The organism is Rhizobacter sp. SG703 (genome assembly GCF_012275445.1).
In the GTDB taxonomy this organism is placed as follows: Bacteria; Pseudomonadota; Gammaproteobacteria; order Burkholderiales; family Burkholderiaceae_C; genus Rhizobacter.
On sequence record NZ_JAAZQK010000006.1, the window covers coordinates 63,454 to 86,951 of the forward strand.

Annotated in this window: 30 protein-coding genes, 1 tRNA gene and 1 pseudogene; 13 read left to right on the top strand and 19 right to left on the bottom strand. The window is 68.2% G+C overall.

Annotated features, from left to right (window positions below; translation table 11 throughout):
- Window positions 1-2 precede the first annotated feature (2 nt).
- The 3 genes from FHT26_RS13455 to FHT26_RS13465 are packed head-to-tail and all read left to right on the top strand — an operon-like array spanning window position 3 to window position 3,181.
- Entirely contained in the window at window positions 3-1,304 is a 1,302-nt protein-coding gene (locus FHT26_RS13455; protein WP_168560649.1) for a tryptophan--tRNA ligase, read from the top strand.
- A gap of 57 nt (window positions 1,305-1,361) precedes the next feature.
- Entirely contained in the window at window positions 1,362-1,787 is a 426-nt protein-coding gene (locus FHT26_RS13460; RefSeq protein WP_168560650.1) for a DUF3717 domain-containing protein, read from the top strand.
- Window positions 1,784-3,181 carry an MATE family efflux transporter gene (locus tag FHT26_RS13465; protein ID WP_349238142.1) on the top strand — a complete coding sequence of 466 codons (1,398 nt, stop codon included), beginning with the start codon at window positions 1,784-1,786 and terminating at the stop codon, window positions 3,179-3,181. The genes FHT26_RS13460 and FHT26_RS13465 overlap by 4 nt, the downstream gene beginning before the upstream one ends.
- A 13-nt stretch (window positions 3,182-3,194) precedes the next feature.
- Here FHT26_RS13465 and FHT26_RS13470 read toward each other — a convergent pair whose 3' ends face one another.
- The 7 genes from FHT26_RS13470 to FHT26_RS13495 all read right to left on the bottom strand — a co-directional run bounded on the left by FHT26_RS13470 (window position 3,195) and on the right by FHT26_RS13495 (window position 8,667).
- Entirely contained in the window at window positions 3,195-4,511 is a 1,317-nt protein-coding gene (locus FHT26_RS13470) for a sensor histidine kinase (protein ID WP_168560651.1), read from the bottom strand.
- A 45-nt stretch (window positions 4,512-4,556) separates the two neighbouring features.
- Entirely contained in the window at window positions 4,557-5,270 is a 714-nt protein-coding gene (locus FHT26_RS13475; RefSeq protein WP_168560652.1) for a response regulator, read from the bottom strand.
- Window positions 5,271-5,378: 108 nt separating this feature from the next.
- Window positions 5,379-5,972: a Spy/CpxP family protein refolding chaperone gene (locus tag FHT26_RS13480; protein ID WP_168560653.1), complete on the bottom strand. Its 594-nt coding sequence runs from the start codon at window positions 5,970-5,972 to the stop codon at window positions 5,379-5,381.
- Between the two features lie 228 nt (window positions 5,973-6,200).
- Complete coding sequence (msrA, locus tag FHT26_RS13485) at window positions 6,201-6,944, bottom strand: peptide-methionine (S)-S-oxide reductase MsrA (protein WP_168560654.1); 744 nt, start codon at window positions 6,942-6,944, stop codon at window positions 6,201-6,203.
- Between the two features lie 54 nt (window positions 6,945-6,998).
- Entirely contained in the window at window positions 6,999-7,121 is a 123-nt protein-coding gene (locus FHT26_RS30350) for a hypothetical protein (RefSeq protein WP_282597170.1), read from the bottom strand.
- An 8-nt stretch (window positions 7,122-7,129) separates the two neighbouring features.
- Entirely contained in the window at window positions 7,130-7,534 is a 405-nt protein-coding gene (locus FHT26_RS13490; protein WP_168560655.1) for a DUF3224 domain-containing protein, read from the bottom strand.
- A 65-nt stretch (window positions 7,535-7,599) separates the two neighbouring features.
- A complete protein-coding gene (locus tag FHT26_RS13495) occupies window positions 7,600-8,667 on the bottom strand; it encodes an RNA polymerase subunit sigma-70 (RefSeq protein WP_210427391.1) in 1,068 nt (355 codons plus the stop codon).
- 117 nt (window positions 8,668-8,784) lie between these two features.
- Here FHT26_RS13495 and FHT26_RS13500 point away from each other — a divergent pair, with 117 nt between their 5' ends.
- Window positions 8,785-9,576, top strand: a complete 792-nt coding sequence (locus FHT26_RS13500; protein ID WP_168560656.1) for an SDR family NAD(P)-dependent oxidoreductase — start codon at window positions 8,785-8,787, stop codon at window positions 9,574-9,576.
- On the opposite strand, the gene FHT26_RS13505 is transcribed toward FHT26_RS13500, so the two are convergent.
- Entirely contained in the window at window positions 9,573-9,755 is a 183-nt protein-coding gene (locus FHT26_RS13505; RefSeq protein ID WP_210427413.1) for a hypothetical protein, read from the bottom strand. The two genes, FHT26_RS13500 and FHT26_RS13505, sit on opposite strands and share 4 nt — an antisense overlap.
- A 261-nt stretch (window positions 9,756-10,016) precedes the next feature.
- Here FHT26_RS13505 and FHT26_RS13510 point away from each other — a divergent pair, with 261 nt between their 5' ends.
- The 4 genes from FHT26_RS13510 to FHT26_RS13525 all read left to right on the top strand — a co-directional run bounded on the left by FHT26_RS13510 (window position 10,017) and on the right by FHT26_RS13525 (window position 12,751).
- Entirely contained in the window at window positions 10,017-10,394 is a 378-nt protein-coding gene (locus FHT26_RS13510; protein WP_168560658.1) for a VOC family protein, read from the top strand.
- 18 nt (window positions 10,395-10,412) lie between these two features.
- The gene (locus FHT26_RS13515; protein ID WP_168560659.1) at window positions 10,413-11,036 is read left to right on the top strand and encodes a histidine phosphatase family protein; all 624 of its coding nucleotides are present in this window, start codon (window positions 10,413-10,415) and stop codon (window positions 11,034-11,036) included.
- A gap of 9 nt (window positions 11,037-11,045) precedes the next feature.
- On the top strand, window positions 11,046-11,441 hold the full coding sequence (locus FHT26_RS13520; RefSeq protein ID WP_168560660.1) for a GFA family protein: 396 nt from the start codon (window positions 11,046-11,048) through the stop codon (window positions 11,439-11,441).
- Window positions 11,442-11,707: 266 nt separating this feature from the next.
- Entirely contained in the window at window positions 11,708-12,751 is a 1,044-nt protein-coding gene (locus FHT26_RS13525) for an EpsG family protein (protein WP_168560661.1), read from the top strand.
- 88 nt (window positions 12,752-12,839) lie between these two features.
- Here the strand turns inward: FHT26_RS13525 and FHT26_RS13530 are convergent, their stop codons facing one another.
- Genes FHT26_RS13530 through FHT26_RS13560 form a run of 7 tightly spaced genes read right to left on the bottom strand, consistent with a single transcriptional unit; the run spans window position 12,840 to window position 15,600 of the window.
- Complete coding sequence (locus FHT26_RS13530) at window positions 12,840-13,202, bottom strand: hypothetical protein (RefSeq protein ID WP_168560662.1); 363 nt, start codon at window positions 13,200-13,202, stop codon at window positions 12,840-12,842.
- Entirely contained in the window at window positions 13,199-13,705 is a 507-nt protein-coding gene (locus FHT26_RS13535; RefSeq protein ID WP_168560663.1) for a lysozyme, read from the bottom strand. The genes FHT26_RS13530 and FHT26_RS13535 overlap by 4 nt, the downstream gene beginning before the upstream one ends.
- The gene (locus tag FHT26_RS13540) at window positions 13,702-13,968 is read right to left on the bottom strand and encodes a hypothetical protein (protein WP_168560664.1); all 267 of its coding nucleotides are present in this window, start codon (window positions 13,966-13,968) and stop codon (window positions 13,702-13,704) included. Before FHT26_RS13540 ends, FHT26_RS13535 begins: the two co-directional genes overlap by 4 nt.
- Window positions 13,961-14,368 carry a hypothetical protein gene (locus FHT26_RS13545; RefSeq protein WP_168560665.1) on the bottom strand — a complete coding sequence of 136 codons (408 nt, stop codon included), beginning with the start codon at window positions 14,366-14,368 and terminating at the stop codon, window positions 13,961-13,963. Before FHT26_RS13545 ends, FHT26_RS13540 begins: the two co-directional genes overlap by 8 nt.
- Window positions 14,361-14,738 (bottom strand): hypothetical protein, encoded by a 378-nt coding sequence (locus FHT26_RS13550; protein ID WP_168560666.1) that lies wholly within the window; start codon window positions 14,736-14,738, stop codon window positions 14,361-14,363. The genes FHT26_RS13545 and FHT26_RS13550 overlap by 8 nt, the downstream gene beginning before the upstream one ends.
- Entirely contained in the window at window positions 14,735-15,043 is a 309-nt protein-coding gene (locus tag FHT26_RS13555; RefSeq protein WP_168560667.1) for a hypothetical protein, read from the bottom strand. Before FHT26_RS13555 ends, FHT26_RS13550 begins: the two co-directional genes overlap by 4 nt.
- Window positions 15,043-15,600, bottom strand: coding sequence for a hypothetical protein (locus tag FHT26_RS13560; RefSeq protein ID WP_168560668.1), 558 nt, complete (start codon window positions 15,598-15,600; stop codon window positions 15,043-15,045). The genes FHT26_RS13555 and FHT26_RS13560 overlap by 1 nt, the downstream gene beginning before the upstream one ends.
- A 79-nt stretch (window positions 15,601-15,679) precedes the next feature.
- On the opposite strand from FHT26_RS13560, the pseudogene FHT26_RS30610 reads away from it, so the two are divergent.
- Both FHT26_RS30610 and FHT26_RS13570 read left to right on the top strand, forming a co-directional pair.
- Window positions 15,680-15,805, top strand: a pseudogene (locus tag FHT26_RS30610) (helix-turn-helix domain-containing protein); the annotation flags it as partial.
- A gap of 20 nt (window positions 15,806-15,825) precedes the next feature.
- On the top strand, window positions 15,826-16,842 hold the full coding sequence (locus FHT26_RS13570) for a tyrosine-type recombinase/integrase (RefSeq protein WP_246867884.1): 1,017 nt from the start codon (window positions 15,826-15,828) through the stop codon (window positions 16,840-16,842).
- 18 nt (window positions 16,843-16,860) lie between these two features.
- Here the strand turns inward: FHT26_RS13570 and FHT26_RS13575 are convergent.
- From FHT26_RS13575 to FHT26_RS13590, 4 genes are all read right to left on the bottom strand, one after another.
- A tRNA-Ser gene (locus tag FHT26_RS13575) sits at window positions 16,861-16,948 on the bottom strand.
- Between the two features lie 76 nt (window positions 16,949-17,024).
- Window positions 17,025-18,320 (bottom strand): serine--tRNA ligase, encoded by a 1,296-nt coding sequence (gene serS / locus FHT26_RS13580; RefSeq protein ID WP_168560671.1) that lies wholly within the window; start codon window positions 18,318-18,320, stop codon window positions 17,025-17,027.
- Between the two features lie 22 nt (window positions 18,321-18,342).
- A complete protein-coding gene (gene ispH, locus FHT26_RS13585; protein ID WP_168560672.1) occupies window positions 18,343-19,317 on the bottom strand; it encodes a 4-hydroxy-3-methylbut-2-enyl diphosphate reductase in 975 nt (324 codons plus the stop codon).
- Window positions 19,317-19,760: an FKBP-type peptidyl-prolyl cis-trans isomerase gene (locus FHT26_RS13590; RefSeq protein ID WP_056807628.1), complete on the bottom strand. Its 444-nt coding sequence runs from the start codon at window positions 19,758-19,760 to the stop codon at window positions 19,317-19,319. The genes ispH and FHT26_RS13590 overlap by 1 nt, the downstream gene beginning before the upstream one ends.
- A 71-nt stretch (window positions 19,761-19,831) precedes the next feature.
- On the opposite strand from FHT26_RS13590, the gene radC reads away from it, so the two are divergent.
- From radC to FHT26_RS29520, 3 genes are all read left to right on the top strand, one after another.
- On the top strand, window positions 19,832-20,506 hold the full coding sequence (gene radC, locus FHT26_RS13595) for a RadC family protein (RefSeq protein ID WP_168560673.1): 675 nt from the start codon (window positions 19,832-19,834) through the stop codon (window positions 20,504-20,506).
- Complete coding sequence (locus tag FHT26_RS13600; RefSeq protein ID WP_168560674.1) at window positions 20,503-21,141, top strand: Smr/MutS family protein; 639 nt, start codon at window positions 20,503-20,505, stop codon at window positions 21,139-21,141. The genes radC and FHT26_RS13600 overlap by 4 nt, the downstream gene beginning before the upstream one ends.
- Before the next feature lie 314 nt (window positions 21,142-21,455).
- A complete protein-coding gene (locus FHT26_RS29520) occupies window positions 21,456-23,465 on the top strand; it encodes a peptidase inhibitor family I36 protein (RefSeq protein ID WP_210427392.1) in 2,010 nt (669 codons plus the stop codon).
- The last annotated feature ends 33 nt before the right edge of the window (window positions 23,466-23,498 follow it).

The following is a 23,498-nucleotide window of genomic DNA, read 5'->3' on the forward strand; positions in this document are numbered from 1 at the left end:
CCATGACGCAACGCGTGCTCACCGGCATCACGACGACCGGTACCCCCCACCTCGGCAACTACGTCGGCGCGATCCGCCCCGCCATCGCGGCCAGCCGCGAACCCGGCGTCGAGAGCTTCTTCTTCCTGGCCGACTACCACGCGCTGATCAAGTGCGACGAGCCCGACCGCATCGAGCGTTCGCGCCTGGAGATCGCCGCCACCTGGCTGGCCGCCGGGCTCGACCCCGAGCGCGTCACGTTCTACCGCCAGAGCGACATCCCCGAGACGCCCGAGCTCACCTGGCTGCTCACCTGCGTGACGGCCAAGGGCCAGATGAACCGCGCCCACGCCTACAAGGCCGCGACCGACGCCAATGAAGCGCAGGGCAAGGACGCCGACGACGGCATCACGATGGGCCTGTTCAGCTACCCGATCCTGATGGCCGCCGACATCCTGCTGTTCAACGCCCACCGGGTGCCGGTCGGGCGAGACCAGGTGCAGCACATCGAGATGGCGCGCGACGTCGCGCAGCGCTTCAACCACCTGTTCGGCCGGCAGCGCGAGCTGTTCGTGCTGCCGCAGGCGCAGGTCGACGAAGCCGTCGCGACGCTGCCGGGCCTCGACGGCCGCAAGATGTCGAAGAGCTACGACAACGCGATCCCGCTGTTCGAAGGCGGCCCGAAGGCGCTGAAAGAGGCGATCGCGCTGATCGTCACCGACTCGAAGCTGCCCGGCGAACCGAAGGACCCGGACACCTCGCACCTGGTGACAATCCACGACGCCTTCGCCTCGCCGGAGCAGCGCGCCACCTTCCGCGCCGAACTGCGCGACGGCCTGGGCTGGGGCGATGCCAAGCAGCGGCTGTTCGAACGGATCGAGTCCCACGTGGGACCGATGCGCGCGAACTACGCCGACCTGATGGCGCACCCGGAACGCATCGAAGAGGCGCTGCTGGTCGGCGCCCGCAAGGCGCGTGCGGTGGCAACGCCGTTCCTGCAGGAGTTGCGCGGCGCGGTCGGGCTGCGGTCGATGAAGGCGGTCGCGCGCACCGGCGCGCCGACGGTCGCCGTCGAAGCGCCGAAGCTGGCCGTCTTCAAGCAATACCGCGAGGCCGACGGCCTGTTCTATTTCAAGCTCACCGCATCCGACAACCTCGTGCTGCTGCAGAGCCGCGGCTTCGCCGAAGGCCGCGAGGCCGGCGGCTGGGTCAAGCGGCTGAAGACCGAGGGCGCGGCCGCGCTGGCCGATGCGCCGGTCGAGCTGGGCACCGAGCGGCAGCGGGTCGAACAGGCGCTCGCCGCCATCGTTGCGGCGCAGGAATAACCCGCGCTACCGAGGTCTTCGGCGCGCGCTATGCTCTGCCCCCCGCAGGGTTTCCGCATGGCCGCCATCCACATCACCGACATCGAATCCGCCATCAACTGGTGGCGCGATCGCAGCCCGTCGCCGGACGGCATCACCGCCTGTCCGCAGGTGCTGGCGCTGGCCGAGGTGTACGCGTTGCTCGTCTACTACCACGAGAGCGAGTGCGACGAAGCCTCGATGCCGGCCAAGGCCCGCGACGCCTGGCTGCAGTGGTACGCCAGCACGCCTGACGCGCCGTGCATCGCGATCTGCTCGACCAGCCAGGGCGACGACATCTGCAAGGGCTGCGGCCGCACCTTCGACGAAGTGCAGCTGTGGACCGAGATGTCGCCGGCCGAGAAGCGCATCACCTGGCGGCGCATCACGATGGAAGGCACCGCCTGGCGTTTCAACCGCTACGCCGAACGCGCGCAATCCTCCGGCGAAAGCCCGGCCGCGTGACGGCGGCGGTCCTCGCTCGCGAGCACGGCCTGCTCGACAGCGCGCGCCGCATCGCGCGCCTGGCTTGGCCGGTGTTCATCGGCCAGCTCGCGGTGCTCGCGTTCAGCACCGCCGACACCGTGATGGTGGCGCGCCACACCGCCCTCGACCTGGCCGCGCTCGCGATCGGCGCCGCCACCTACATCACCGTCTTCGTCGGGCTGATGGGCGTCGTTCTGGCCATCGGGCCGATCGCCGGCCAGCTGTTCGGCGCGCGCGACCTGCCCGGCGCCGGCCGGCAGTTCCAGCAATCGGTCTGGCTCGCGCTGCTGCTGGCGGTGCCGGGCTGCGCGCTGCTGCTGATGCCACAGCCCTTCCTCGCGCTCGCGCAGGCCTCGCCCGAGGTGGCCGAGCGCGTGCGCGGCTACCTGGGTGCGCTCGCGTTCGCGCTGCCACCCGCGCTGGTGTTCACCGCGTTCCGAGGCTTCAACACCGCGGTGTCGCGCCCGACCACCGTGATGCTGCTGCAGCTCGGCGCGCTGGCGCTGAAGGTACCGCTGAATGCGCTGCTGGTGTTCGGTGCCACGCTCGGCCCGCTGCAAGTCCCCGCGCTCGGCGCCGCGGGCTGCGGTGTCGCGACCGCCATCGTGATGTGGCTGCAGCTCGCGCTCGCATGGCAGGTGCTGCGGCGCGACAGCTTCTACAACGCGTTCGGCCTGCGTGGCCATCCGTTCCCGAAGCCCGACCGCGCGAGCCTTGTGGCGCTGCTGCGGCTGGGCGTCCCGATGGGCGGCTCGATCCTGATCGAGGTGACCGGCTTCACCTTCATGGCGTTCTTCATCTCGCGCATCGGCAGCACCGCGGTGGCCGGGCACCAGCTCGCCGCCAACCTGATCTCGCTGATGTTCATGCTGCCGCTGGCGCTGGCCAACGCGAGCGGCACGCTGGTGGCGCAGAGCATCGGCGCGCACGACGCGGCCGACGCGCGGCGCATCGGCCGGCACAGCCTGCTGATCGGCACGGCACTGGCCGCCGTGCTGGGTTCGGCGATGTACCTCGCGCGCGAGGCGGTGCTGAGCGCCTACACCCGCGACGCGACCATCATCGCCGCCGCGATGCCGCTGCTGGCCTGGGTCGCGGTGTTCCACATCGCCGACACGGTGCAGACGATCGCGTCGTTCGTGCTGCGCGCCTACCGGCTCGCGACGGTGCCGATGCTGATCTACGCGTTCGCGATCTGGGGCGTCGGGCTTGGTGGCGGCTACATGGTGGCGTTCGACACCACCGGGCGCATGCCGGCCGTGCTGCAGGGCGCGGTGGGGTTCTGGTCGGCGTGCACCGCGGGGCTGGTGTCGGCAGCGCTCGGGCTCGGCGGCTTCCTGGCCTGGCTGTGGCGCCAGAAGTCGATCGACTGAGGCCGTCGCCTGATCAGGCCAGCGGCAGGCTCAGCTCGAAACAGCTGCCGCCACCGTCGCGCGACTCGCAGCGCACGCTGCCGCCATGCCGTTCGGCGATCTGCTTGACCAGGCTCAGCCCCAGCCCGACACCGCCCGCCTGCTCGGCATGGCCGGGCAACCGGTAGAACGGCTCGAAGATTCGCTCGCGCAAGGTTTCGGGCACGCCCGGCCCACGGTCGCAGACCTGCACCAGCGCGCGGCCGGACCCGTTGCGCACCTCGATCGTGATGTCGCCACCGCCGTAGCGGCGGGCGTTCTCGAGCAGGTTGCGCAGCGCGCGGCGGATCAGCCGCTCGTCGCCCTTCACCGTGGCGGTGCTGCCATCGGCATCGGCACCGACGCGCGAGCCTTCCTCGGCCGCCAGCGCCAGCAGCTCGACCGGCTCGTGGTGGTCGACGTGCTGCAGTGCGTCGAGGCGGCTCGCGAGCAGCACCTCTTCGACCAGCGCATCGAGCTCGCCGACATTGGTGTCGATCTCGCGGCGCAGCCGATGGCGCTGCTCGGGCGTTGCGTCTTCCATCATCGACACCGCCATGCGCAGCCGTGCGAGCGGCGAGCGCAGCTCGTGGCTGGCGTTCGCGAGCAGAGACTGGTGCGAGCGCACCAGCGCCTCGATGCGCTCGGCCGCGAGGTTGAAACTGGCGGCCACCGCGGCCACCTCGTCGCGCCCCGACACCTCGACGCGGTGGTGCAGCTCACCGGCACCGAACTGCTCGACACCGCGCTTCAGCGCCTGCAGGCGCCGCGTGAGCCGCCGCACGACTGGCCAGGCGCCGGCGGCCACCGCGATGAACAGCAGCACCAGCACGACGATGGTGCCGACGCCGCGCTGCCAGCTGGGCGGCACGAACGGCAGGTTCGGCGGCAACGGGCCGAACTCGCCGCGGCCGTCAGGCGGCGGCCGCCGCAGGCCAGGCCGCAGCACCCACAGCGTGCGGCCGTCTTCGAGGTGGATCTGGAAGCTGCGCGTCTGGCCTTCGCCTTGGCGCAGCACGAACGAATCGGACGCCGAGATGCGGTCGCCGTTCGGATCGTCGAGCGCGAGCGGCAGCCGCAGCCGCTGCGACCATTCGCGCAGCGCCTGGGCCTGGTCCTCGTGCGGCGATTCGGCGCCCGGCAGCGAGCGCTGGATCAGGTCGCCCCAGGCCGCCATGCGCTCGGACAGCACGTTGTCGGCACGGATGCGCTCGTCTTCCATGTGGCGCTGGAACAGCCAGGCCGAACCGGAGGCGAACAGCAGCAGCACCGCCACGACGGTGAGGTAGATCCGAAGGGTCAGCGTGCGCATCGCGGTTTCAGCGCCCGCAGCCCGTCGGCGCCATCGGTGGGCACATCAGTCGGCACCCTCCCCGTCCTGCTTCTTCGCGAACACGTAGCCGGCGCCCCGCACGGTGAGCACGCGGCGCGGGTTCTTCGGGTCGTCTTCGATCACCGCGCGGATGCGCGAGATGTGCACGTCGATCGAGCGGTCGAAGGCTTCGAGCGGATGGCCCTTCAGCAGGTCCATGATCTGGTCGCGCGACAGCACGCGGCCCGAGCTCTGCGCCAGCACGACCAGCAGGTCGAATTGGTGGCTCGTGAGGTCGCAGGCCACGCCGCCCAGGCGCGCGACGCGTTCGCCGAGGTCGATCTCGAGGCGACCGAAGCGCAGCACCTCGTCGGGCGAGGTCGGCGGGGTCGCGCGGCGCAGCAGCGCCTTCACGCGCGCGAGCAGCTCGCGCGGCTCGAAGGGCTTGGGCAGGTAGTCGTCGGCACCGAGTTCGAGGCCGACGATGCGGTCCATCGGCTCGCCGCGCGCGGTCAGCATCAGCAGCGGCAACTGGCGGGTGCGCGGGTTGGCGCGCAGTTCGCGGCACAGGTCGAGCCCGTCGCCGTCGGGCAGCATCAGGTCGAGCACCAGCGCGTCGTAGCCGGCACCGGCCAGCCGTTCGCGGCCGGCGGCCAGCGAGCCGGCGGTTTCCACCTCGAAGCCGGAACCGCGCAGGTAGTCGCCCACCATCGCGGACAGGCGGGCATCGTCATCGATCAGCAACACGCGGGATGTCATGGGTCGGTCAGCCTCCAAGGCCGAAGGGCCCGCGGCACCGGGCCGCGGGCCACTGGAAGTGGCAGGTCGCAATGAGATCACAACTTGCGGTCCGTCAGGCCCGGCGAATCACTTCGGGGGCTGCGAGGGCTTGTCGCGCTGCGCACGCTGCATGCGGTCGCGCATCTGGTCTTCGCGCATCTTCATGCGCTGGGCCAGCTTGGTCCGCTGCTCGGGCGTCAGCACCTTGGCCACGTCGATCAGGCCTTGCGTGACGCGGCGGCTGGCCTGGTCGTGCTGGGCTTCGGCCTGCTGGCGCAGCGATTCGACGGCGGCAGTGTCGATGGTCGGCGCGGCCAGCAGCTGCAGGCCCTTGTCGTGCAGCCCCCTGGCGGCTTCGTGCTGGGTCTTCAGGTCGGCGGCCGCGGCCTGGACGATCTGCTTGATCTGTGCGCGCTGCGCGTCGCTGGCGCCGACACCGTCCAGCATGTGGTCGACCATGCGGTTCAGTTGCTCGGGCCGGCCCATGAACATGCCGGGGCCGCCCATGCCGGACTGGTGCATGCGGGGGCCGTGACCGAAACCAGGGGCGGGGGGATCGTTCTGGGCCCAGGCCGAGAGGGCCAGCGTGCCGGCCACCGCCAGCAGCATGCCGCCCAGCAGGCGCTTGATGCCGCGCGGTTTGTCGTGCGGCAGCGCATCGAAAGTGCTCACGTCGCTCATCGTCTTTCTCCAACAGAACCCGGGAGGCGGGTCGATGGAATGAATGGTCGCGGGCGGGGGTGAAGCGGGCTTGGCTGGGGGGTAAAGATCTGTGAATGGTCGGCGTGCGACCTGGGATGATCGCAGCGGAGCTGGTTTTTTATACAGTATGATGGGCGCAGCAGTTGCCACTGCCAACCTTGATCCGCCAGCGGCCCTCCAGCCGCTGGCTTTTTTTCCTGGACAGGATCAGCCGGCGGCGGTCTTCGCGTTGACCAACACCGGTTCGGCCCGCCAGGCCTGCGGGAACAGGCGCTTCAGGTCATCGAGCTTGGGCAGGTCGTTGAAGACGATGTACGGCTGCCGCGGGTTGCGGACGAGGTAATCCTGGTGATAGGCCTCGGCCGGGAAGAAGCGGCGGCCGGTTTCGATGCGCGTGGCAATCGGCGACTTGAAGACGTGGGCCTTGTCGAGCTGCTCGACATAGGCGCGCGCAGTGCGCGCCTGGTCGTCGCTGGCCGGGAAGATCGCCGAGCGGTACTGCGTGCCGGTGTCGGGTCCCTGGCGGTTGAGCTGCGTGGGGTCGTGCGCGACCGAGAAGTAGATCTGCAGCAGCTGTGCATAGCTGACCTGCCTGGGGTCGAAGCTGACCTGCACCGCTTCGGCATGGCCGGTGGAACCGCTGCCGACGGATTCGTAGACGGCCGTCGTGGCCTCGCCGCCCGCGTAGCCGGAGACCGCATTGCTGACGCCCTTGACGTGCTGGAAGACGGCCTGCACGCCCCAGAAGCAGCCGCCGGCGAAGACGGCGGTGTCGGTAGTGGCGATGGGGCTGGGCTGCGCCGTGGCGCCGGTGGCGAACGCCGGGACCACGCGCGCCTTGCTGCCCATGCCATCGGCCATCGCGGAAAGCGTCATCACTGCGCCGGTGCCGACCAGCAAGGCGGCCGCGGCGAGCAGGCGGCGGCGGGGGGAACGGGAGGTGGAGGCCATCGTGATGCTCCTGGAGGATCGTGTCGTGCTCGGTCGCATCGGCACCGCCAGACCTTACATGCGGGTGGCAGCGGGCCGGGTCAACGGGCCTTCGACGCCGAACCATGATTCGGCGACGACGACGCCGATCGTCGCCATGTGCAGCAGGCGGTGTTCGTTGACGACAGAAGCGATCAACGCAACGCTCAGCCGGGCAAGGCCCAGTCAAAGCGATACGAGTGCGCGCCGCCCTCGCCGATCACCACCTCCATGCGCCCCGAGAGCCCGGCAAGCGCGCCGGTGCCGGAACCCGGCACGACGGTGATGGACTGCTGCGGCGCGCCGGCGGCCATCGTCGAGCTGTGCTGCAGCACGAAGCTGCCTTCGCGTCCGGCGAGCGTGCCGCGCACGAGTTCCAGCGCGACATAGCCGCCCGAGGTCTTGGCCGCGTCGCGCCACGACAGCATCTCGCCCTGGCTCGTGGCCTGCAGTTCGCCGTGGAAACGCTTGTCGAGCGACATGCGGCCGAGGCCCGCAGGCGCGGCCACGTCGCTCAGCGGCTGCGGCGCGAGCGTCACGTCGAACGGGCCGGTGGAGTGGTGTGAGGTCATGGCAGTCTCCTGTCGAGCGGTGCGAAGTTCGGACGTCAATGATGGGCCATCATGCCGTTCGTCGATCAACACCGATTGCCAGCGGGATCGACGCACAACGACATCGGCAGCCCGAACCACGGCAGCACGCTGCTGTCGAACCGGCTCATCGCGCTGATGCGATCCCCCTCGAGCGTGAGCACCACGAACCCCACGCCGGGAAACGGACCCGTCGGCGTGCGCAGGTAGGCGCCGAAGGCCGGCTGGCCGTTGGCCCGGGTGTGCACGAGCGCGAACCGGCGATTCGCGCGGAAGATCAGCAAGAAGAAGCGCGCCACGATCTCGCGGCCGCGGTATTCCAGCGGCATCGGCGGCATCGACATGAAGACGTCGTCGGTCAGCAGCGCCACCAGCGCGTCCAGATCGCCGGCCCCATAGGCATCGGCGAACTTCGCGACGATGGCGGCTTCGGCACGTGAAACGTCCACCGCAGGCTCCCGGCGATGCGCATCCGGTGCCCAACGCCGCTGAAGGCCGGCACGCGCCCGCTTGAGGGCGCTGTTGGCCGATTCGACCGTCGACTCCAGCATGACGGCCACCTCATTCGCCCGGAAGCCGAGCACGTCGCGCAAGATCAACACCGCGAGCTGGCGCGGCGGCAAGACCTGCAGCGCCGCGACGAACGCCAGCGAGATGGACTGCGCCTGCTCGTAGCGCGCCTCCGGGCCGACCGGCACGGTGATCGCCGCGTCGAGCATCTCGTCGGGATAGGGCTCGAGCCAAGCGACCTCGCCGAGCTGCGTCGGCTCCGGCGGCTCGACGCCGGGCACGTTCCACTCCAGCGCGGGCCGCCGCTTGGCGGTGCGCAGCGCGTTGAGGCAGCGGTTCGTCGCGATGCGGTACAGCCAGGTGCGCATCGAGGCGCGCTCTTCGAACCCCGGCAGGCCCTGCCAGGCCCCGAGCAGCGTGTCTTGCAATGCGTCTTCGGCGTCTTGCAGCGAACCCAGCATGCGGTAGCAGTGCACCTGCAGCTCGCTCCGGTGCGGCTCGGTCAACGCGCGGAACGCGTCGGCATCGCCGGCCCGCGCCCTTGAAATCAGGTCCGTGGTCATGGAATCGCATCTCCTTGTCGACATGGACACCGCGGGCGGCACGGACTGGGCGGTCGGCGTGCGCCCAGTTCGTCGGCACAGCGGTGTCTATCCCGACGACGGCGCCGATGCGTAAGGGCCGTCGCACTCCATTCATCGAAACACCGAAAGGAACCGACCATGATTCTGCAAGACAAGGTGGCCGTGATCTATGGCGCCGCCGGAGCCATCGGCGGCGCTGTCGCACGCGCCTTCGCCGCCGAAGGCGCGACCGTCGCCCTCACCGGACGAGCCAAGGCGCCTCTCGAGGCCGTGGCCGGGGACATCGTCGCCGCGGGCGGACGCGCCGAGGTGGCAACGGTCGACGCGCTGGACGAACAGGCGGTGCAGGCCCACCTGCAAGCGCTGGTCGAGCGAACGGGCCGGGTCGACATCTCGTTCAACGCGATCGGCATCTCCGACCCGAAGATCTTCGGCGTGCCACTGGTCGAACTGGACGTCGATCGGTTCTCGCTGCCGATCGCGGGCTACACGCGCTCGTACTTCCTCACGGCGCGGCTGGCCGCACGGCAGATGATCCGCAACAAATCGGGGGTGATCATGACCGTCACCGCGCTGACCGCGCGCAGCGGCACGCGGCTGAACGGCGGCTACGGCTCGGCCACTGCGGCCAAGGAGGCGCTGACGCGCGACCTTTCCGCCGAACTCGCACCGCATGGCATCCGGGTCGTCAACCTGCGGCCGCATGGCCTGCCGGAGACGAAGACGATGCGCGAGCTCTTCGAGATCAAGGGGCCGACGATGGGCCTGAGCTGGGAGCAGTTCAACGGCTACCTTGCGGGCATGACGCACCCGCGGCGCGTGATGGCGCTGCGGGAGGTGGCGGACATGGCAGCGCTGGTGGCTTCGGACCGGGCCAGCGGCATGACGGGCACCACCGTGAACCTGACGATGGGCAGCCTGGACGACTAGGCGGAGGCTCGGGGGGCGCCGGTGCGGCGCCACCGCTTGGCATACGGCAACGCGAACATGCAAAGGCCGCTGAACAGCAGCAGGAAGAGCGGCGGCAGCGGCGAATAGGTCACCCAGGCCGGTGGCTCGCCTCGCGCTCGCACGACGAAGTTGGCGACGACCGTCAGCGTGAAGGCCATCGACAGCCAGCGGTGGGACTGGCGAACCCAGAGGGTCCACCGGGGAGCAGGCTCGGTGCGCGAGCCGGTGAGTTCGATGCCGTGGCACATGGGATCTCCTGTTGCTTGGGATCCGTATTTGTAGCGGCTGCGGCTTGGCGGCGCTTCTCCGAAACTGCGGTCGTCGGCAACTGGATGTCCCATTTCGGGATCACCGGTCCTTGTCCCGTCCGTCGGGTTTAATGCAGGGTCGAAGGCGTCACCCACACCACAGGAGACCTCATGTTTGACCACGTCAAGTTCGGAGCCAGCGACTACGCCGCGAGCAAGGCGTTTTTCGTCAAGGCGCTCGAACCGCTCGGCGTCGCCGTTGTCTCGGAGGGCTCGCCGGCCTACGGCGTCGAGCTCTGCGCCAAAGGCAACAGCACGTCGCTGTGCATCTTCCAGACTGCGGAAAAGCCGGCGCACCTTCACCTGGCGTTCGTCGCCGAGACCCGCCAGCAAGTCGACGCCTTCTATCGCGCGGGGCTGGCGGCGGGTGGCAGAGACAATGGTCCGCCCGGGCTGCGTCCGAAGTACAGCGCGACCTACTATGCCGCCTTCGTCATCGGGCCCGACGGACACAACATCGAAGCGGTGTGCCATGCACCCGAGGCCTGAGCTTTCCTCGCGATCGACATGACTTCCATCGTTCTGATTCGCCATGCGGCCTACAACGAAGGTCAGGTCGGCGGCGCAGGCCCGCGCGTCGACCTCGGCCTTTCAGACGAGGGGAAGTTGCAGGCACAAGCGCTGGCCGACCGGCTTCGCCTGAGCGAGGAAATCAAGGCCGACGCGCTCTACGCCAGCACGCTGCCGCGGGCTCGGCAAACTGCCGCCTTGTTGACTCCTGCGCTTGGCCTGCCTGCCGTGCTGGAAGGGAACCTGGAGGAATGGCGAAGCGGCGACGGGCACATGGACGAGGCCGATTTCGCGGCGACATGGCAAGGCTTGAATGACCGGGACCGGCTGTTCCATCGCTTCGTCGAGGGCTGCGAAACCGCCATCGAGTTCAGCGCGCGCGTGCAGTCGGCACTGCATGCCATCGTGAAAAAGCACGTCGGGCAGACCGTGGTGCTCGTGGTTCATGGCGGCGTGATGCAGGTGGCGTTCCAGTACTTCTTCGGCTATGGCGATGCCGCCTTCCGCCGCGCCTACCCTGCTGCGGACTACGCCTCCATCACCCGCTGGAACCTGCCGATGAACACCACCAAGTGGGTTCTCGAATCGTCGAACGACACGCACCATCTGAAGGGTGCCTGAAAGGCCGCCATGACAAACCGTCTCGCTTCTTGCAGTTGCGGCCAGCTCACCGCCCAGGTCGATGGCGATCCGGTTCGCGTCTCGATTTGCCACTGCCTGGCCTGCCAGCGCCGAACCGGCAGCGTGTTCGGGCAGCAGGCCCGGTTTCATCGCGAGCATGTCTCGCTGTCCGGTGAGTCCTGCGAATACGTGCGCGTGGGAGACGAAGGCTCGCACGTGACGTTTCACTTCTGCCCGCGCTGCGGGTCGACGGTCTGCTACGAGCTCGAGGGCTTGGAGACGTACCTCGCGATTCCGGTCGGTGCGTTCGCTGATCCGGACTTCCCTCCGCCCAGCGTATCGGTCTATGAGGAGCGGATGCACAGCTGGGTCGTTCCGCCGGCCGACGCGCAGCACTATCCCTGAGCGGGTGGGAGCACCTGCGAACCAGCGCCCCAGAACAAAAAGCCCCGAACCATCCGGTCGGGGCTTTTGTCTTTTGGCGGAGAGGGTGGGATTCGAACTCACGGTACCTTGCGGTACGCCTGATTTCGAGTGCGGAGCGCGCACGTCGCTCATAGGCGAGTTGCCAGCGCGCCGGACGCGAAATGCGCGTTAAAAGCGCCGAGTTGGGAGGAAATCCCCGCACAAGACTGGCGCGCTACAGTAGCTGCCTTCCCCGCCTCTCCGCCATGTGGATCTACGCCATCCCCTTCGTGGCCCTCTTGGGCCTGACTTCGATCTCACGGATTTTCGTCCGAAAGGACATGCTGCTGCTCGTCGGGCTGGTAGCTGCCGGCTGCGCCCTGTTCGCCGGCGCGCGATCGGAGACGGACAACGACTGGCTCACCTACCTGGACTACTTTGACCAGGTGCCCCCACTGACGGCCGGCCTTGACGCGCTCGGGAACGCGATCACCGAGATCTACATGGAGCCGGTCTTCGTGGTGCTGGTGTCGATCGTGAAGGCGGTGGCGCCGGACGTGGCCGTGTTCCTGGCCTGCAGCGCCATCGCGATCGCGGTCTACTTCGCGTGTCTGATCCGTGTGACCAGGTATCCGGCGATCGCCCTGCTGATGTACATCGGAGACGGGTTCTACCTGCGCGAGTTCACGCAGCTGCGCTTCGGCCTGGCCGTGGCATTCGGGCTTGCGAGCCTGACGGCTCTCTACTTCGGCAAGACCTGGAAGCACGTTGCACTCGCGCTCGCAGCGACCTGCATGCACTACACCGGCATCATCGTCCTCGCGAGCAAGGCGTGGCTGCGATTCGTCAAGACGCGAAAGCAGATCGTGGTGATCTCGACGATCCTGTTCGCGCTGGTGCTGATCGGTGGTTTCGACGGGCTGGTCGGCGGCCTCGCGGACCTTGGCTTGGCGCCGCTGCGCCTGCTGCCCTACATCGGCCGCGAGACGGATTCGGAGGTGTCGCCAACGGTGGTCATCGCCCTGCAGTACTTCCTGCTGATGCTGTCGGTCATGATCCCAAAGGAGACCGACGCCGAGTTTTTCTGGGTGCGGATCTACGCGCTGGGGTTCGCGCTCGTGTGCGTGTTCAGCGGGTTCGACCTGCTGCGCCGGGTGTCGTTCTTCTTCGGCCCGGCGCTGTACGTGCTGGCGTCATCGGCACTTGCTCGGCGCCGATACCTGACCGTCGCCGTGTTCGTGGCCTATGCAGCGGTCCTGCTGTCCGCTCGTTTCGCCATCCTGCGGCCCTACGAATCCTGGCTGTTCTGAGCCCTACCTGCCGAGTGCGGCGGATCGGCATTCCCCATATTGCGCAGCCGCCCGCTGCGCGAACAGCACCCAACTGCCGAAGGAATCGTCAGCGAGAGGCGCCAGTAGGGGGCAGCTGATCTCCACCATCGGCGGAAGCGGCTGGGGCAATGCCCGAGGTGGAGTTGAGCAGCCGCACAGCGTCAGGGCCAGAGCGGCAATCGCGGTAGACGGTGTTCTCACGGACTTCCTTCTCGAGCGTCTGGTGGATTGTGGTGTTGGTGACCTTCATCCGGGCCAGGCCTGACGCCACGGCGCTGGCTGCCGCCTCGGTGGCCGCGACACGCACGTCCTCGACGCGCTGCCGGCTGGCGATCTCCGCGTTCTCGCCATCGTGCCGGCCGCGCACGTAGGCGGCGCCGGTCAGCGCGCCGACCGCCAGGACGATGCTGAGGAGCGCCCAGGGATTCATTCGGTTATCTGCGCGACGCGGATCGCCGTCGCAGCCGTGGCGCCGTTGAACAGCTCGCGCTCAGCGGCGCGCCGCCGGCGCAGTCCCTTCATCGACTTGCCGGCTGCCTTGTCCCACTTCGCGAACTCGGCGGCGGCGCCGGCCATGTCGCCGGCCAGGAACTTGCGCAGCAGCGTGCTGTCGCCCAGGCCTTCCGCGATCTTGTCCGCGTCGATGTCGGCGCCCACGTTGAAGGCGAAAAGCGTCAGCGCATCGAACTGCCCTTGTGTCGCGGGATGCCCGTTGATGAGTTGCCCCACCTGCTGCTCGAACTTCGCGAGGTCGGACGACAGCACCTCGTCGATGAGATCGTCCATCCACACCAACCCTTTGAACACCTCCGGCCCCGTGTGGCCGACGCCGATGGTCCAGGGATCTCCGCCGGTCGCCGGATCCGGATAGGCGGCGTTCTCGCGGCCCTCGAAGTACTCCAGGACGCGGCGACCCTCGGGGGAAGTCTTCATCGCGCAGCCCTCCGCAGCAACCCCATGATCTGGTGCCGGCGCCCCAGCAGCACCGCCAGCAGCAGCAGATTCACCAGAAGCACCAGGACGTTCGCGCTCGACCAGTCGAACATGGGTCCTGTGACCCACCAGACACACCACGCGACGATCGCCCACACGGTGAGCCTGGCCAGCCACATCCCGCGATGAGGCATCGCGAATGCCGCGGGGACGGTGCACACGAGGATTGCCGCGCAGATCAGCGCGTTGATGACGTCAGGCATTGCCGGACTCCTTCGTTGACGACGGATCGAATCGGGCCAGCAGCCATTTCTGCAGCAGGCCGGCGATGGGTTGGGCGAAGCCGCCGAGGAACGCACCGACGGCGAGCCGCACGGCGCCTGGCGGCACCTCGGCAAGGGCGAAGGTGCGCACGACCCACGGCGCCATCAGCAGGGTGCCGATCGTGCTCAGCAGCGTGCTGCCGATGGCCACCAGCACCAGCTGCCGAATCGAGGCGTCATCCTTCGTCGGCAGCAGCGTGCGCACGATCACGCAGCCGGCGACGCCGCCGACCATTCCGCCCATCAGCAGCATCGGGTCGAACCCGAACGCCGCGCAGAACGGGGCGACGACGGCCCCGGTTGCGACGCAGACCGCCGCGGTTGTCGTGGCTTCAGCCATCGTGTCCCCCTTGATGTTTCCAGAGCAGGTACGCGGCGAGCACCATGCCCAGCACCAGCCCGACGATCCAGAGTGGGAGGTCAAGCCGCGTTGAGCACAGCGGCGCGCCAGGCATGACAGGCCAGGGCGCAATTACGTACCAGGTATTGCAGGCGATGACGCTCGCCTTCAGCAGGCCCAGCAGCGCCGTCACAAGCCAGATCTCGGCGCTGTCGAACACGAGCCCGAACAGCGCGAGCAGTCCGAAGATGAACGCCGCCGCGAGGATGTTCTGCACGTCGGCCGCCATGTCCGGTGAGGCCCAATACCAGCCGTAGCTGCAGGCCAGGCCGAACACGAGCAGACCGAACGCCACGCCGGGGTGCTTCACTTCGGGATCGTGGGCTTCGTGCCGCCGCCGGTGTCTTGCGTTGTGGCGCCGCCGCGCGTCGGCTCCTCGCACCCCTCATAGGTCACGTCCTCCGGGTGGATGTCGTAGTGCTGGCCGTGCTGGGCATAGGCGGCGAAGACGGCCTCTGCCCGGCTACCGCGGCGCAGGTTCCATGACCCCATCGGCGTCGGAACCATCGGGCTATCTGGATCGCCGGGGTCGGCCTTCATGAGGTTCGCGACATCGATCGCGGTGGCGCGATACTCCTCTGCGCCCTCCTCCTTCGTGACGGTTATCTTCAGCATTACCACTTCCTTTCGATGCCGATGTAGGCTTGGTTGTTGACCGTCAGCGTGTTGCCAGCCTGATTCAGAAGGGACAGGCTCGCGCTGCCGTCGGAGGTGCAGTAGTAGCGGACAGCAATCAATGCTTGACCACTAGCCGCGCCGAGGTAGTTGTTCAGTCCCGAATACCCGGTGCCGGAGGCGGAAATCACCATGCCAGCCGGAAGAGTCCACTGCAGATTTTGGGTGGAGGCATTCGCGCCTGAATATGGGATGTTGGACACAAGCCAACCCTCCTCGCCGCGCGCAAAGGAGGCGGTGATTGAGCCGATGTTTGCTCCGACCGCATACGAGCCGGCGAGGTTGCTGGCGCTGTACTGCCGCTGCAGAGACGCGACGCTGGCTGAGTCGACCGGCACACCCAGGTATCGAATGTTTGACCGTCCGGCTCCGACGATGGCGCCAATCGTTGCGCCAAGCCACGGCCCGCTGGGTTGACCGACCAGTACCGGCTGCTTACGCACGAACTGCGCGTGCGCAAACTGCTGCCGGTCGACGACGCCTACTGGAGAAACCAATGGTGACGATGCTCACCGCCGCGGACGTCGCATATCAGACCGCTGTCACGACCATGCATGGCGAGTTTGGAGTTAAGAAATGCTGACCGCAAAGGAGGTCGCTGCAGCGCTTGGCGTCTCCGTTCGGATGGTCTACGACCTGCACGCCAACGGGAGCCTGCCGGGCTATCGAATTCAGCGTGCGGTACGCTTCGCCCCCGAGGATGTGGAGGCCTACCGACAATCATGCCGATCCGCTGGGACACGAGAAACAAGCGCTGGCGCTACGAGTTCGACCGCGTCATTGAAGGTCGCCGGCAGCGAACTAGCCGCCTACTTCCGAAAGGCTGGAGTCAAGCCCAGGCCGATGCCTTCGACCGGAAAGAAAGCGCGCGCCTCTACGCCGTTGGCACTGGTATCGAGCGCGCCGACGCGCTGATCGATTCCGCGGTACTGCACTACCTCCAGGACAAGGCTCAGCTCAAGAGCATCCAGTCAGCCCGCGAGAACCTGGCGGCGATCGCGTGGGCCTACGAGGAGAAGACGTTGTCCCAGCTGGCGGAGGTGGCCGCGGTGGTCAACGCCACGCGACAAGGCGTCCGGGATGGCGTCACACTGTCCGACGCTACCGTACACAACCGCCTGGCGCTGCTCAAGGCGGCCTGCCGCTGGGCATGGAAGAAGCACGGCATCTGCGAGAACGATCCCACCACCAGGATGATCCTGCCGGCGGTGCGCAACGAGCGCCACGTCTACGCCGGCCGAGCCGAGCTCGGACGCCTGCTGCGCGCCGCCGATAGACGGGACGTGCGCGCGATGATGCTGGCCGCCTTCTACACCGGAATGCGCTTCGGTGAGCTGCGGCGCGTCGTCTTCGACGCCGGCGCCCTGGTGCTGGAGGACACGAAGAACGGCGAGCGGCGTGTCGTGCCGGCGCACCCGAAGCTCGAGCGGCTGGGAATCCTGGCGATGCTCCCTCTGGAGGCGCCCGAGAGCACCCTGCAGCGCGGCTTCCAGCGCGCCCGTGTGCGGGCCGGGCTCCCGCACATCCGCATCCACGACCTGCGCCACAGCGCCGCCAGCGAGATGGTGAACGCTGGGGTGGATCTGTTCACCGTGGGCCGCGTGCTGGGGCACAAGGACCCGCGCAGCACCGCGCGCTACAGTCACCACCAGGCGGAAACGCTCAAGGCAGCGGTGGGTAAGATCGGGAGAAAATCCCCGCACACTGCCGACAAAAAAGGCCACCCGAAGGCGGCCTGATTCGTCGAGATTTACCTATGGCGGAGAGGGTGGGATTCGAACCCACGGTACCTTGCGGTACGCCTGATTTCGAGTCAGGTACATTCGACCACTCTGCCACCTCTCCTGAAACTGGGGCTTCGGCGGGTCTCTGAGCCGAGTCGCGGATTCTAGCCCAGGAAAAGGGCGCTTTCGCCCTCCCCTCAGCCTTTCAGCACCGACTGCCCGCCCAGGTAGGGCCGCAAAGCCTCCGGAATCGTCACGGATCCGTCGGCGTTCTGGTGGTTCTCCAGCACTGCCACCAGCGTGCGGCCCACCGCCAGGCCCGAGCCGTTCAGCGTGTGCACCAGCTCGTTCTTGCCCTGCGCGTTCTTGAAGCGCGCCGGCATGCGCCGCGCCTGGAAGGCTTCGCAGTTCGAGCACGAGCTGATCTCGCGGTAGGTGTTCTGCGCCGGCAGCCACACCTCCAGGTCGTAGGTCTTGGTCGAGCCGAAGCCCAGGTCGCCGCCGCACAGCGCCACCACGCGGTACGGCAGGTCCAGCAGCTTCAGCACCGCCTCGGCGTGGCCCACCATCTCTTCGAGCGCCTCGTAGCTCTTCTCGGGGTGCGTGATCTGCACCATCTCGACCTTGTCGAACTGGTGCTGGCGGATCATGCCGCGCGTGTCGCGCCCGGCACTGCCCGCCTCCGACCGAAAGCACGGGCTGTGCGCCGTCAGCTTGATCGGCAGCACGCTCTCGGCCAGCACCTGCTCGCGCACGCTGTTGGTCAGCGAGATCTCCGACGTGGAGATCAGGTACTGCTCGGCCTGCGTCTCGTCGCCGCCGCGGCTCACCCAGAACATGTCGTCCTTGAACTTCGGAAGCTGCCCGGTGCCCTCGAGCACCTCGCGGTTGACGATGTACGGCGTGTAGCACTCGGTGTAGCCGTGCTTCTGCGTCTGCACGTCCAGCATGAACTGCGCAAGCGCCCGGTGCAGCCGCGCGATCGGCCCGCGCAGGAACGTGAAGCGCGAACCCGACAGCTTCGCGCCGGTGTCGAAATCGAGCCCCAGCGGCGCGCCCACGTCGACGTGGTCCTTCACCGTGAAGTCGAAGCTGCGCGGCACGCCCCAGCGCCGCACCTCGAGGTTGGCCGATTCGTCGGCGCCCGGCGGCACGCTCGAATGCGGCAGGTTGGGCACGCTCATCAGCATCACCGACAGCTCCGCCTGGATCGCCTCCAGGCGCTCGCCCGAGGCCTTCAGCTCGTCGGCCAGGCCGGCCACCTCGGCCATCAGCGCCGACGTGTCTTCGCCCTTGCCCTTCAGCATGCCGATCTGCTTCGACAGGCTGTTGCGCCTGGCTTGCAGTTCTTCGGTGCGGGTCTGCAGCGTCTTGCGTTCGCTCTCGAGCGACTGGAACTGCGCGACGTCGAGGTACGGTTGGGGCGACTTGCGCTTCTCGAGCAAGGCGACGACGCTGGCCAGGTCTTTGCGCAGCAGGGTGATGTCGAGCATGGGTCTCTCTAGGTAAGTGAAATCAGACGTCGGCCATGGACTTGTCGCCCAGGCCCTTCGGCAGCGGAAAGTGCGTGGTCTCGACCACGCCCGGCATCTTGCGCACCGACACCGCGCCCAGCATGCGCAGCCGCTCGATCACCTGCTGCACCAGGATGTCGGGCGCCGACGCACCGGCCGTCAGCCCGACGCGCCGCTTGCCCTCGAACCACTGCGGCTGCAGGTCTTCCGGCTGGTCGACCATGTAGGCGTCGGCACCGAGCCGCTCGCCGAGTTCGCGCAGGCGGTTGCTGTTCGAGCTGGTCGGGCTGCCGACGACGATCAGCACGTCGACCTGCGGCGCAAGCACCTTGATCGCATCCTGCCGGTTCTGCGTCGCGTAGCAGATGTCCTGCTGCTTCGGCTCGCGCACCAGCGGAAAGCGCTTCTTCACCGCCAGCAGGATCTCGGCCGCATCGTCCACCGACAGCGTGGTCTGCGTCACCACCGCGAGCTTCTCGCTCTGCGCCACCTGCACGCGCTCGACATCGGCCACATCCTCGACCAGGTAGATGCCTTCGTTCAGCTGGCCCATCGTGCCCTCGACCTCGGGGTGACCCTTGTGGCCGATCATGATGAAGTCGTAGCCTTCCTTGTGCAGCTTGGCCACCTCGACGTGCACCTTGGTGACCAGCGGGCAGGTCGCGTCGAACACGCTGAAGCCGCGCTGCGCCGCTTCGTGGCGCACCGCCTGCGACACGCCGTGCGCGCTGAACACCAGCGTGGCGCCGGGCGGCACGTCGGCCAGTTCTTCGATGAAGATCGCGCCCTTGGCCTTCAGGTCGTTGACGACATAGGTGTTGTGCACGATCTCGTGGCGCACGTAGATCGGCGAGCCGAACTTCTTGAGGGCACGCTCGACGATCTCGATCGCGCGGTCGACGCCAGCGCAGAAGCCGCGCGGCTCGGCCAGCAGCACTTCGTCCAGCGTGTGGGTGGTCAGGTCGTTCTGCGTCATCACAGCACCCCGATCAGTTGCACTTCGAAGGTCACCGGCTGGCCGGCCAGCGGGTGGTTGAAGTCGAACAGCAGCCAGTCGCTGCCCACCTCGCGCACGACGCCGGCGTACGAGGCCTGGCCGTCGGGCGTCGGGAACTGCACCACGTCGCCCGGGTGGTATTGCTCGTCGGGGTCGCCCAGCTCGTGCAGCAGCGCGAGCTTCACGCGCTGCAGCATCTCGGGGTTGCGTTCGCCGAAGGCCTCGCCGGCGGGCAGGTCGAACGAGGTCCGCGTGCCTTCGGCCAGCCCCATCAACCGCGATTCCATCGCCGGCGACAACTCGCCGCTGCCCAGCGACAGCGTGGCCGGCTTGTCGGCGAATGTGTTGATGATGTCGACCCCATCGGGGCCGGCGAGCCGGTAGTGCAGCGTCAGGAACGATCCCTGTTGAACGTGGGTCAAGGCAAATCCTGGTTCGGTAGACTGGACTCAATTTTAGGTGCGGCGCCCGGCTGTGCCGCCGGATCATGCCCATGCTGCTCAAAGACCTGCCCGCCGACGCCCGCCCGCGTGAAAAACTGCTGGCCCGCGGCCCGCAGGCCCTGGCCGATGCCGAGCTGGTCGCGCTGCTGCTGCGCACCGGCGTCAAGGGCGATTCGGTGCTGAACCTCGCGCAGCGGCTGCTCGACGATTTCGGCGGGCTCAACGGGCTGCTGCAGGCCGATCCGCGGGCGCTGCAGCGCATCAAGGGCCTCGGCCCCGCGAAGCGGGCGCTGGTCAGTGCGGTGCTCGAGCTGGCCCGCCGCTCGCTCGGCCAGCAGATGGCCGAGCGGCCGCTGCTCGACAACATCCTCAACGTCAAGAACTACCTGCGGCTGCAGTTCGGCGGGCGCGGCCACGAGGTGTTCTCGGTGCTGTTCCTCGACGCGCAGAACCGGCTGATCCAGATGGAAGAGATGTTCCGCGGCTCGCTGACGCAGGCCAGCGTCTACCCGCGCGAGGTGTTGAAGCGCGCGCTGCAGCTGCACGCCGCCGCGGTGATCCTCGCGCACAACCACCCGTCGGGCTCGGCGCAGCCGTCGCGTTCCGACGAGGCGCTGACGCAGACGCTGAAGTCGGCGCTCGCGATGATCGACGTGCGCGTGCTCGACCACCTGGTGGTTGGCGACACCGAGGTCGTCTCGTTCGTGGAGCGGGGCCTGCTGTGACCCTGCGCAGCCTGCAGGACCTGTCCGACGTCCGCGAGGCGCTGAAGCGCGCGCAGCGCGAAGCGACCGAGCGCGAGGCCCGTGCCCGCGAGGAAGAAGCCCGCAGGCTGCGCGAGAAGAACCTGTTCTCCAGCAGTGTCGGCCGCGTGCAGCCGGTGGCGCCCAGCGGCCGCCGCCACGCGCGGCCGACACCGCCTTCGCCCGAACCGCGGCAGCGCGAACGCGACGAAGAGAACGCGCTGCGCGAGTCGCTGTCCGACGAGTTCGACCCGGTCACGCTGCTCGAGACCGACGACCAGCTGTCCTATCGCCGCCCCGAGATCGGCATCGACGTGCTGCGCAAGCTGCGCCGCGGCGGCTGGGCCATCCAGGGCGAGGTCGACCTGCACGGGCTGCGGCGCGACGCCGCGCGCGAGCGGCTCACCGCCTTTGTCCATGACGCGGTGCACAGCGGACTGCGCTGCGTGCGCGTCGTGCACGGCAAGGGCAACGGCTCGCCGGGCCGCGAACCGGTGCTGAAGGGCAAGGTGCGCAGCTGGCTGATCCAGAAGGCCGACGTGCTCGCCTTCGTGCAGGCGCGCGGCGACGAAGGCGGCCATGGTGCCGTGATCGTGCTGCTTCGCGCGCTGCGCTGAGGTCATACCGCGTCACGATCTGGCGCGCTTCGTCGCATGCGCGTCGGGTCGTAAGCAAGGCAACAAATGCCACGCGGCCCGTCATCCCCCTAACCCGTGGGAGGCAGGTTGCCTCGCAGAAGACTAGGGCCCCGGCGCCCTCCTCGACAGCTTACGGGGACGGCGTTCCAAAACTTCTGAAAGCGCTGTCAAGAATCGACCTGTCAAGCCCGTTTCACCGATGGTTGCATGTCGATCGGTATGAACTTTGCACGGTTTTGACCACAACGCGCATTCGTGATCGCGATAGGCGCACCCTACAAGGAGGTCAGACCGTGTCCCGACAATCCCGAGCATTCGATTCGTCAACCCATCGCCTGCTGCTGCCGCTGGCATCGGTGGTCGTGCTGCTGGCCGCGTGCGGCGGCGGCAACCAGCAGAACCCCGACGCGCAGGCGGCCGACCAGCAGGCCGAGGCCGCGACGGCCGCCGCGGTCGACACTTCCGCGATCTGCTTCTACGAACACGTCAACTACCAGGGCGCGAGCTTCTGCGCCGGCGCCGATTCGACCTGGATCGGCTCGGCCTGGAACGACCGCGTCTCGTCGGTGAAGGTGAAGGCGGGCTACAAGGTCCAGCTGTTCCAGCACATCAACTACGGCGGCAACTCGGTCACGCTGACGGGCGACACCGCGAACCTGGTGTCGCTGGGCTTCAACGATGCCGCGTCGTCGCTGAAGGTCACCGCGCCGACCGTCACCCCGCCGACGGGCACCTCGCCGGTGTCGGGCATCCAGGTCGCGCAGTCGCTGCTGTTCAACAGCGACGACAGCGCGCTGGTGCTGGTCTCGGGCAAGGCCGCGCTGGTCAAGGTCAACGTCACCAGCGGCGCCACCGGCGGCGCCAAGCCGAGCGGCACGCTGCGCGTGACGAGCGCCAACGGCGCCACCCGCGACATCCTGCTGACCGCGCCCACCGGCGCGCTGCCGGCCAACGTGCCGGCCGTGCCCAGCTTCGCCGATTCGTACACCGCCACCGTGCCGGCCGACCTCGTCAAGACCGGCGTCAAGTTCACCGCGCTGATCGGCAGCAGCGCCGGCACGACGATCACGCCGCGCGTCGGCGGCGGCACGCCGATGAAGTTCGTGCCGATCGCGATCCAGATCGCCGGCACCGTCGGCAAGCTGCCGGCCAGCCAGGGCGCCCACCTGCAGGCGCTGTTCCCGGTCTCGTCGGTCACCGTGCAGTCGCACCCGACCTACGTGTCGAGCCGCGTGACCACGCTGCCGACGACCGACGACGGCTGGAGCGATGCATTCGGCAAGATCCTCGGCGAGGTGGCCGACCTGCATTCGCTGGAAGGCGCCGCCAAGCACGACCACTACTTCGGCTTCATTCCGAAGCGCACCTGGGGCCTCGCCGGCCTGGCGTACCTCAGCCACCACTCCGGCGTCGGCTTCGACATGCCCGACCAGCCGACCACCGTGCGCGACGTGGTGGCCCACGAGATGGGCCACAACTTCTCGCTGCCCCACGCGGCCTGCGGCGGCGCCGGCAGCCCGGACCCGGCCTACCCGTACCCGGACGCCAACCTCGGCAAGGCCGGCCGCTACGTCTGGCCTTACCTGGCCGACAGCAACACGTTCTACGATCCGCGCCCGACCGATCGCCACGACATCATGAGCTACTGCGGTGGCCAGGTCTTCTCCGACTACAACTACCGGAAGATGCAGACCTACCTGACGCCGGCCGACAAGTCGATGGTCAACGAGGCGGCCGCCGCCGCGGTGACGGCCACGCAGGACCTGCTGCTGATCAGCGGCGAAATCGGCGCGGCCGGCACCGCCGAGCTGAACCCGGTGAAGTCGCTGGTGGGCCGTGCCGAAGCCCCCGAGGCCGGCGAGTACACGCTGCGCATCGTGTCGGCCAGCGGCACCACGGACATTCCGTTCGCGCCGCGTACGCTGGACCACAACAGCACGCTGCAGCACTTCGGCTTCACGGTCCCGAACCCGGGCGCGATCCAGAGCATCACCGTGCTGCAAGGCGCCAAGACGCTGCTGAACTCGCAGGCCAAGGCCGCGAGCGTCACCGAACGGGCACAGGCCGCAACGCCGCAGGTCCAGGTGCAGGAGAGCGGCGGTTCGCTGAAGCTCACCTGGGATGCGGCACGTCACCCGTACCTGACCGTGACCTGGGTCGGCACCGAGCAGCGCCGCAACCTGGCGCAAGACCTGCGCGGCGGCAGCGCCACGCTGTCGAGCGCCGACCTGCCAGGCGGCGGCAGCTTCGAGCTGGCGCTGTCGGACGGCCTGAACGCGGTGCGTGTGAACCACGCTCGCTGAGTCGAAGAGCCGGCAACGCAGGGGCGGGCCGAG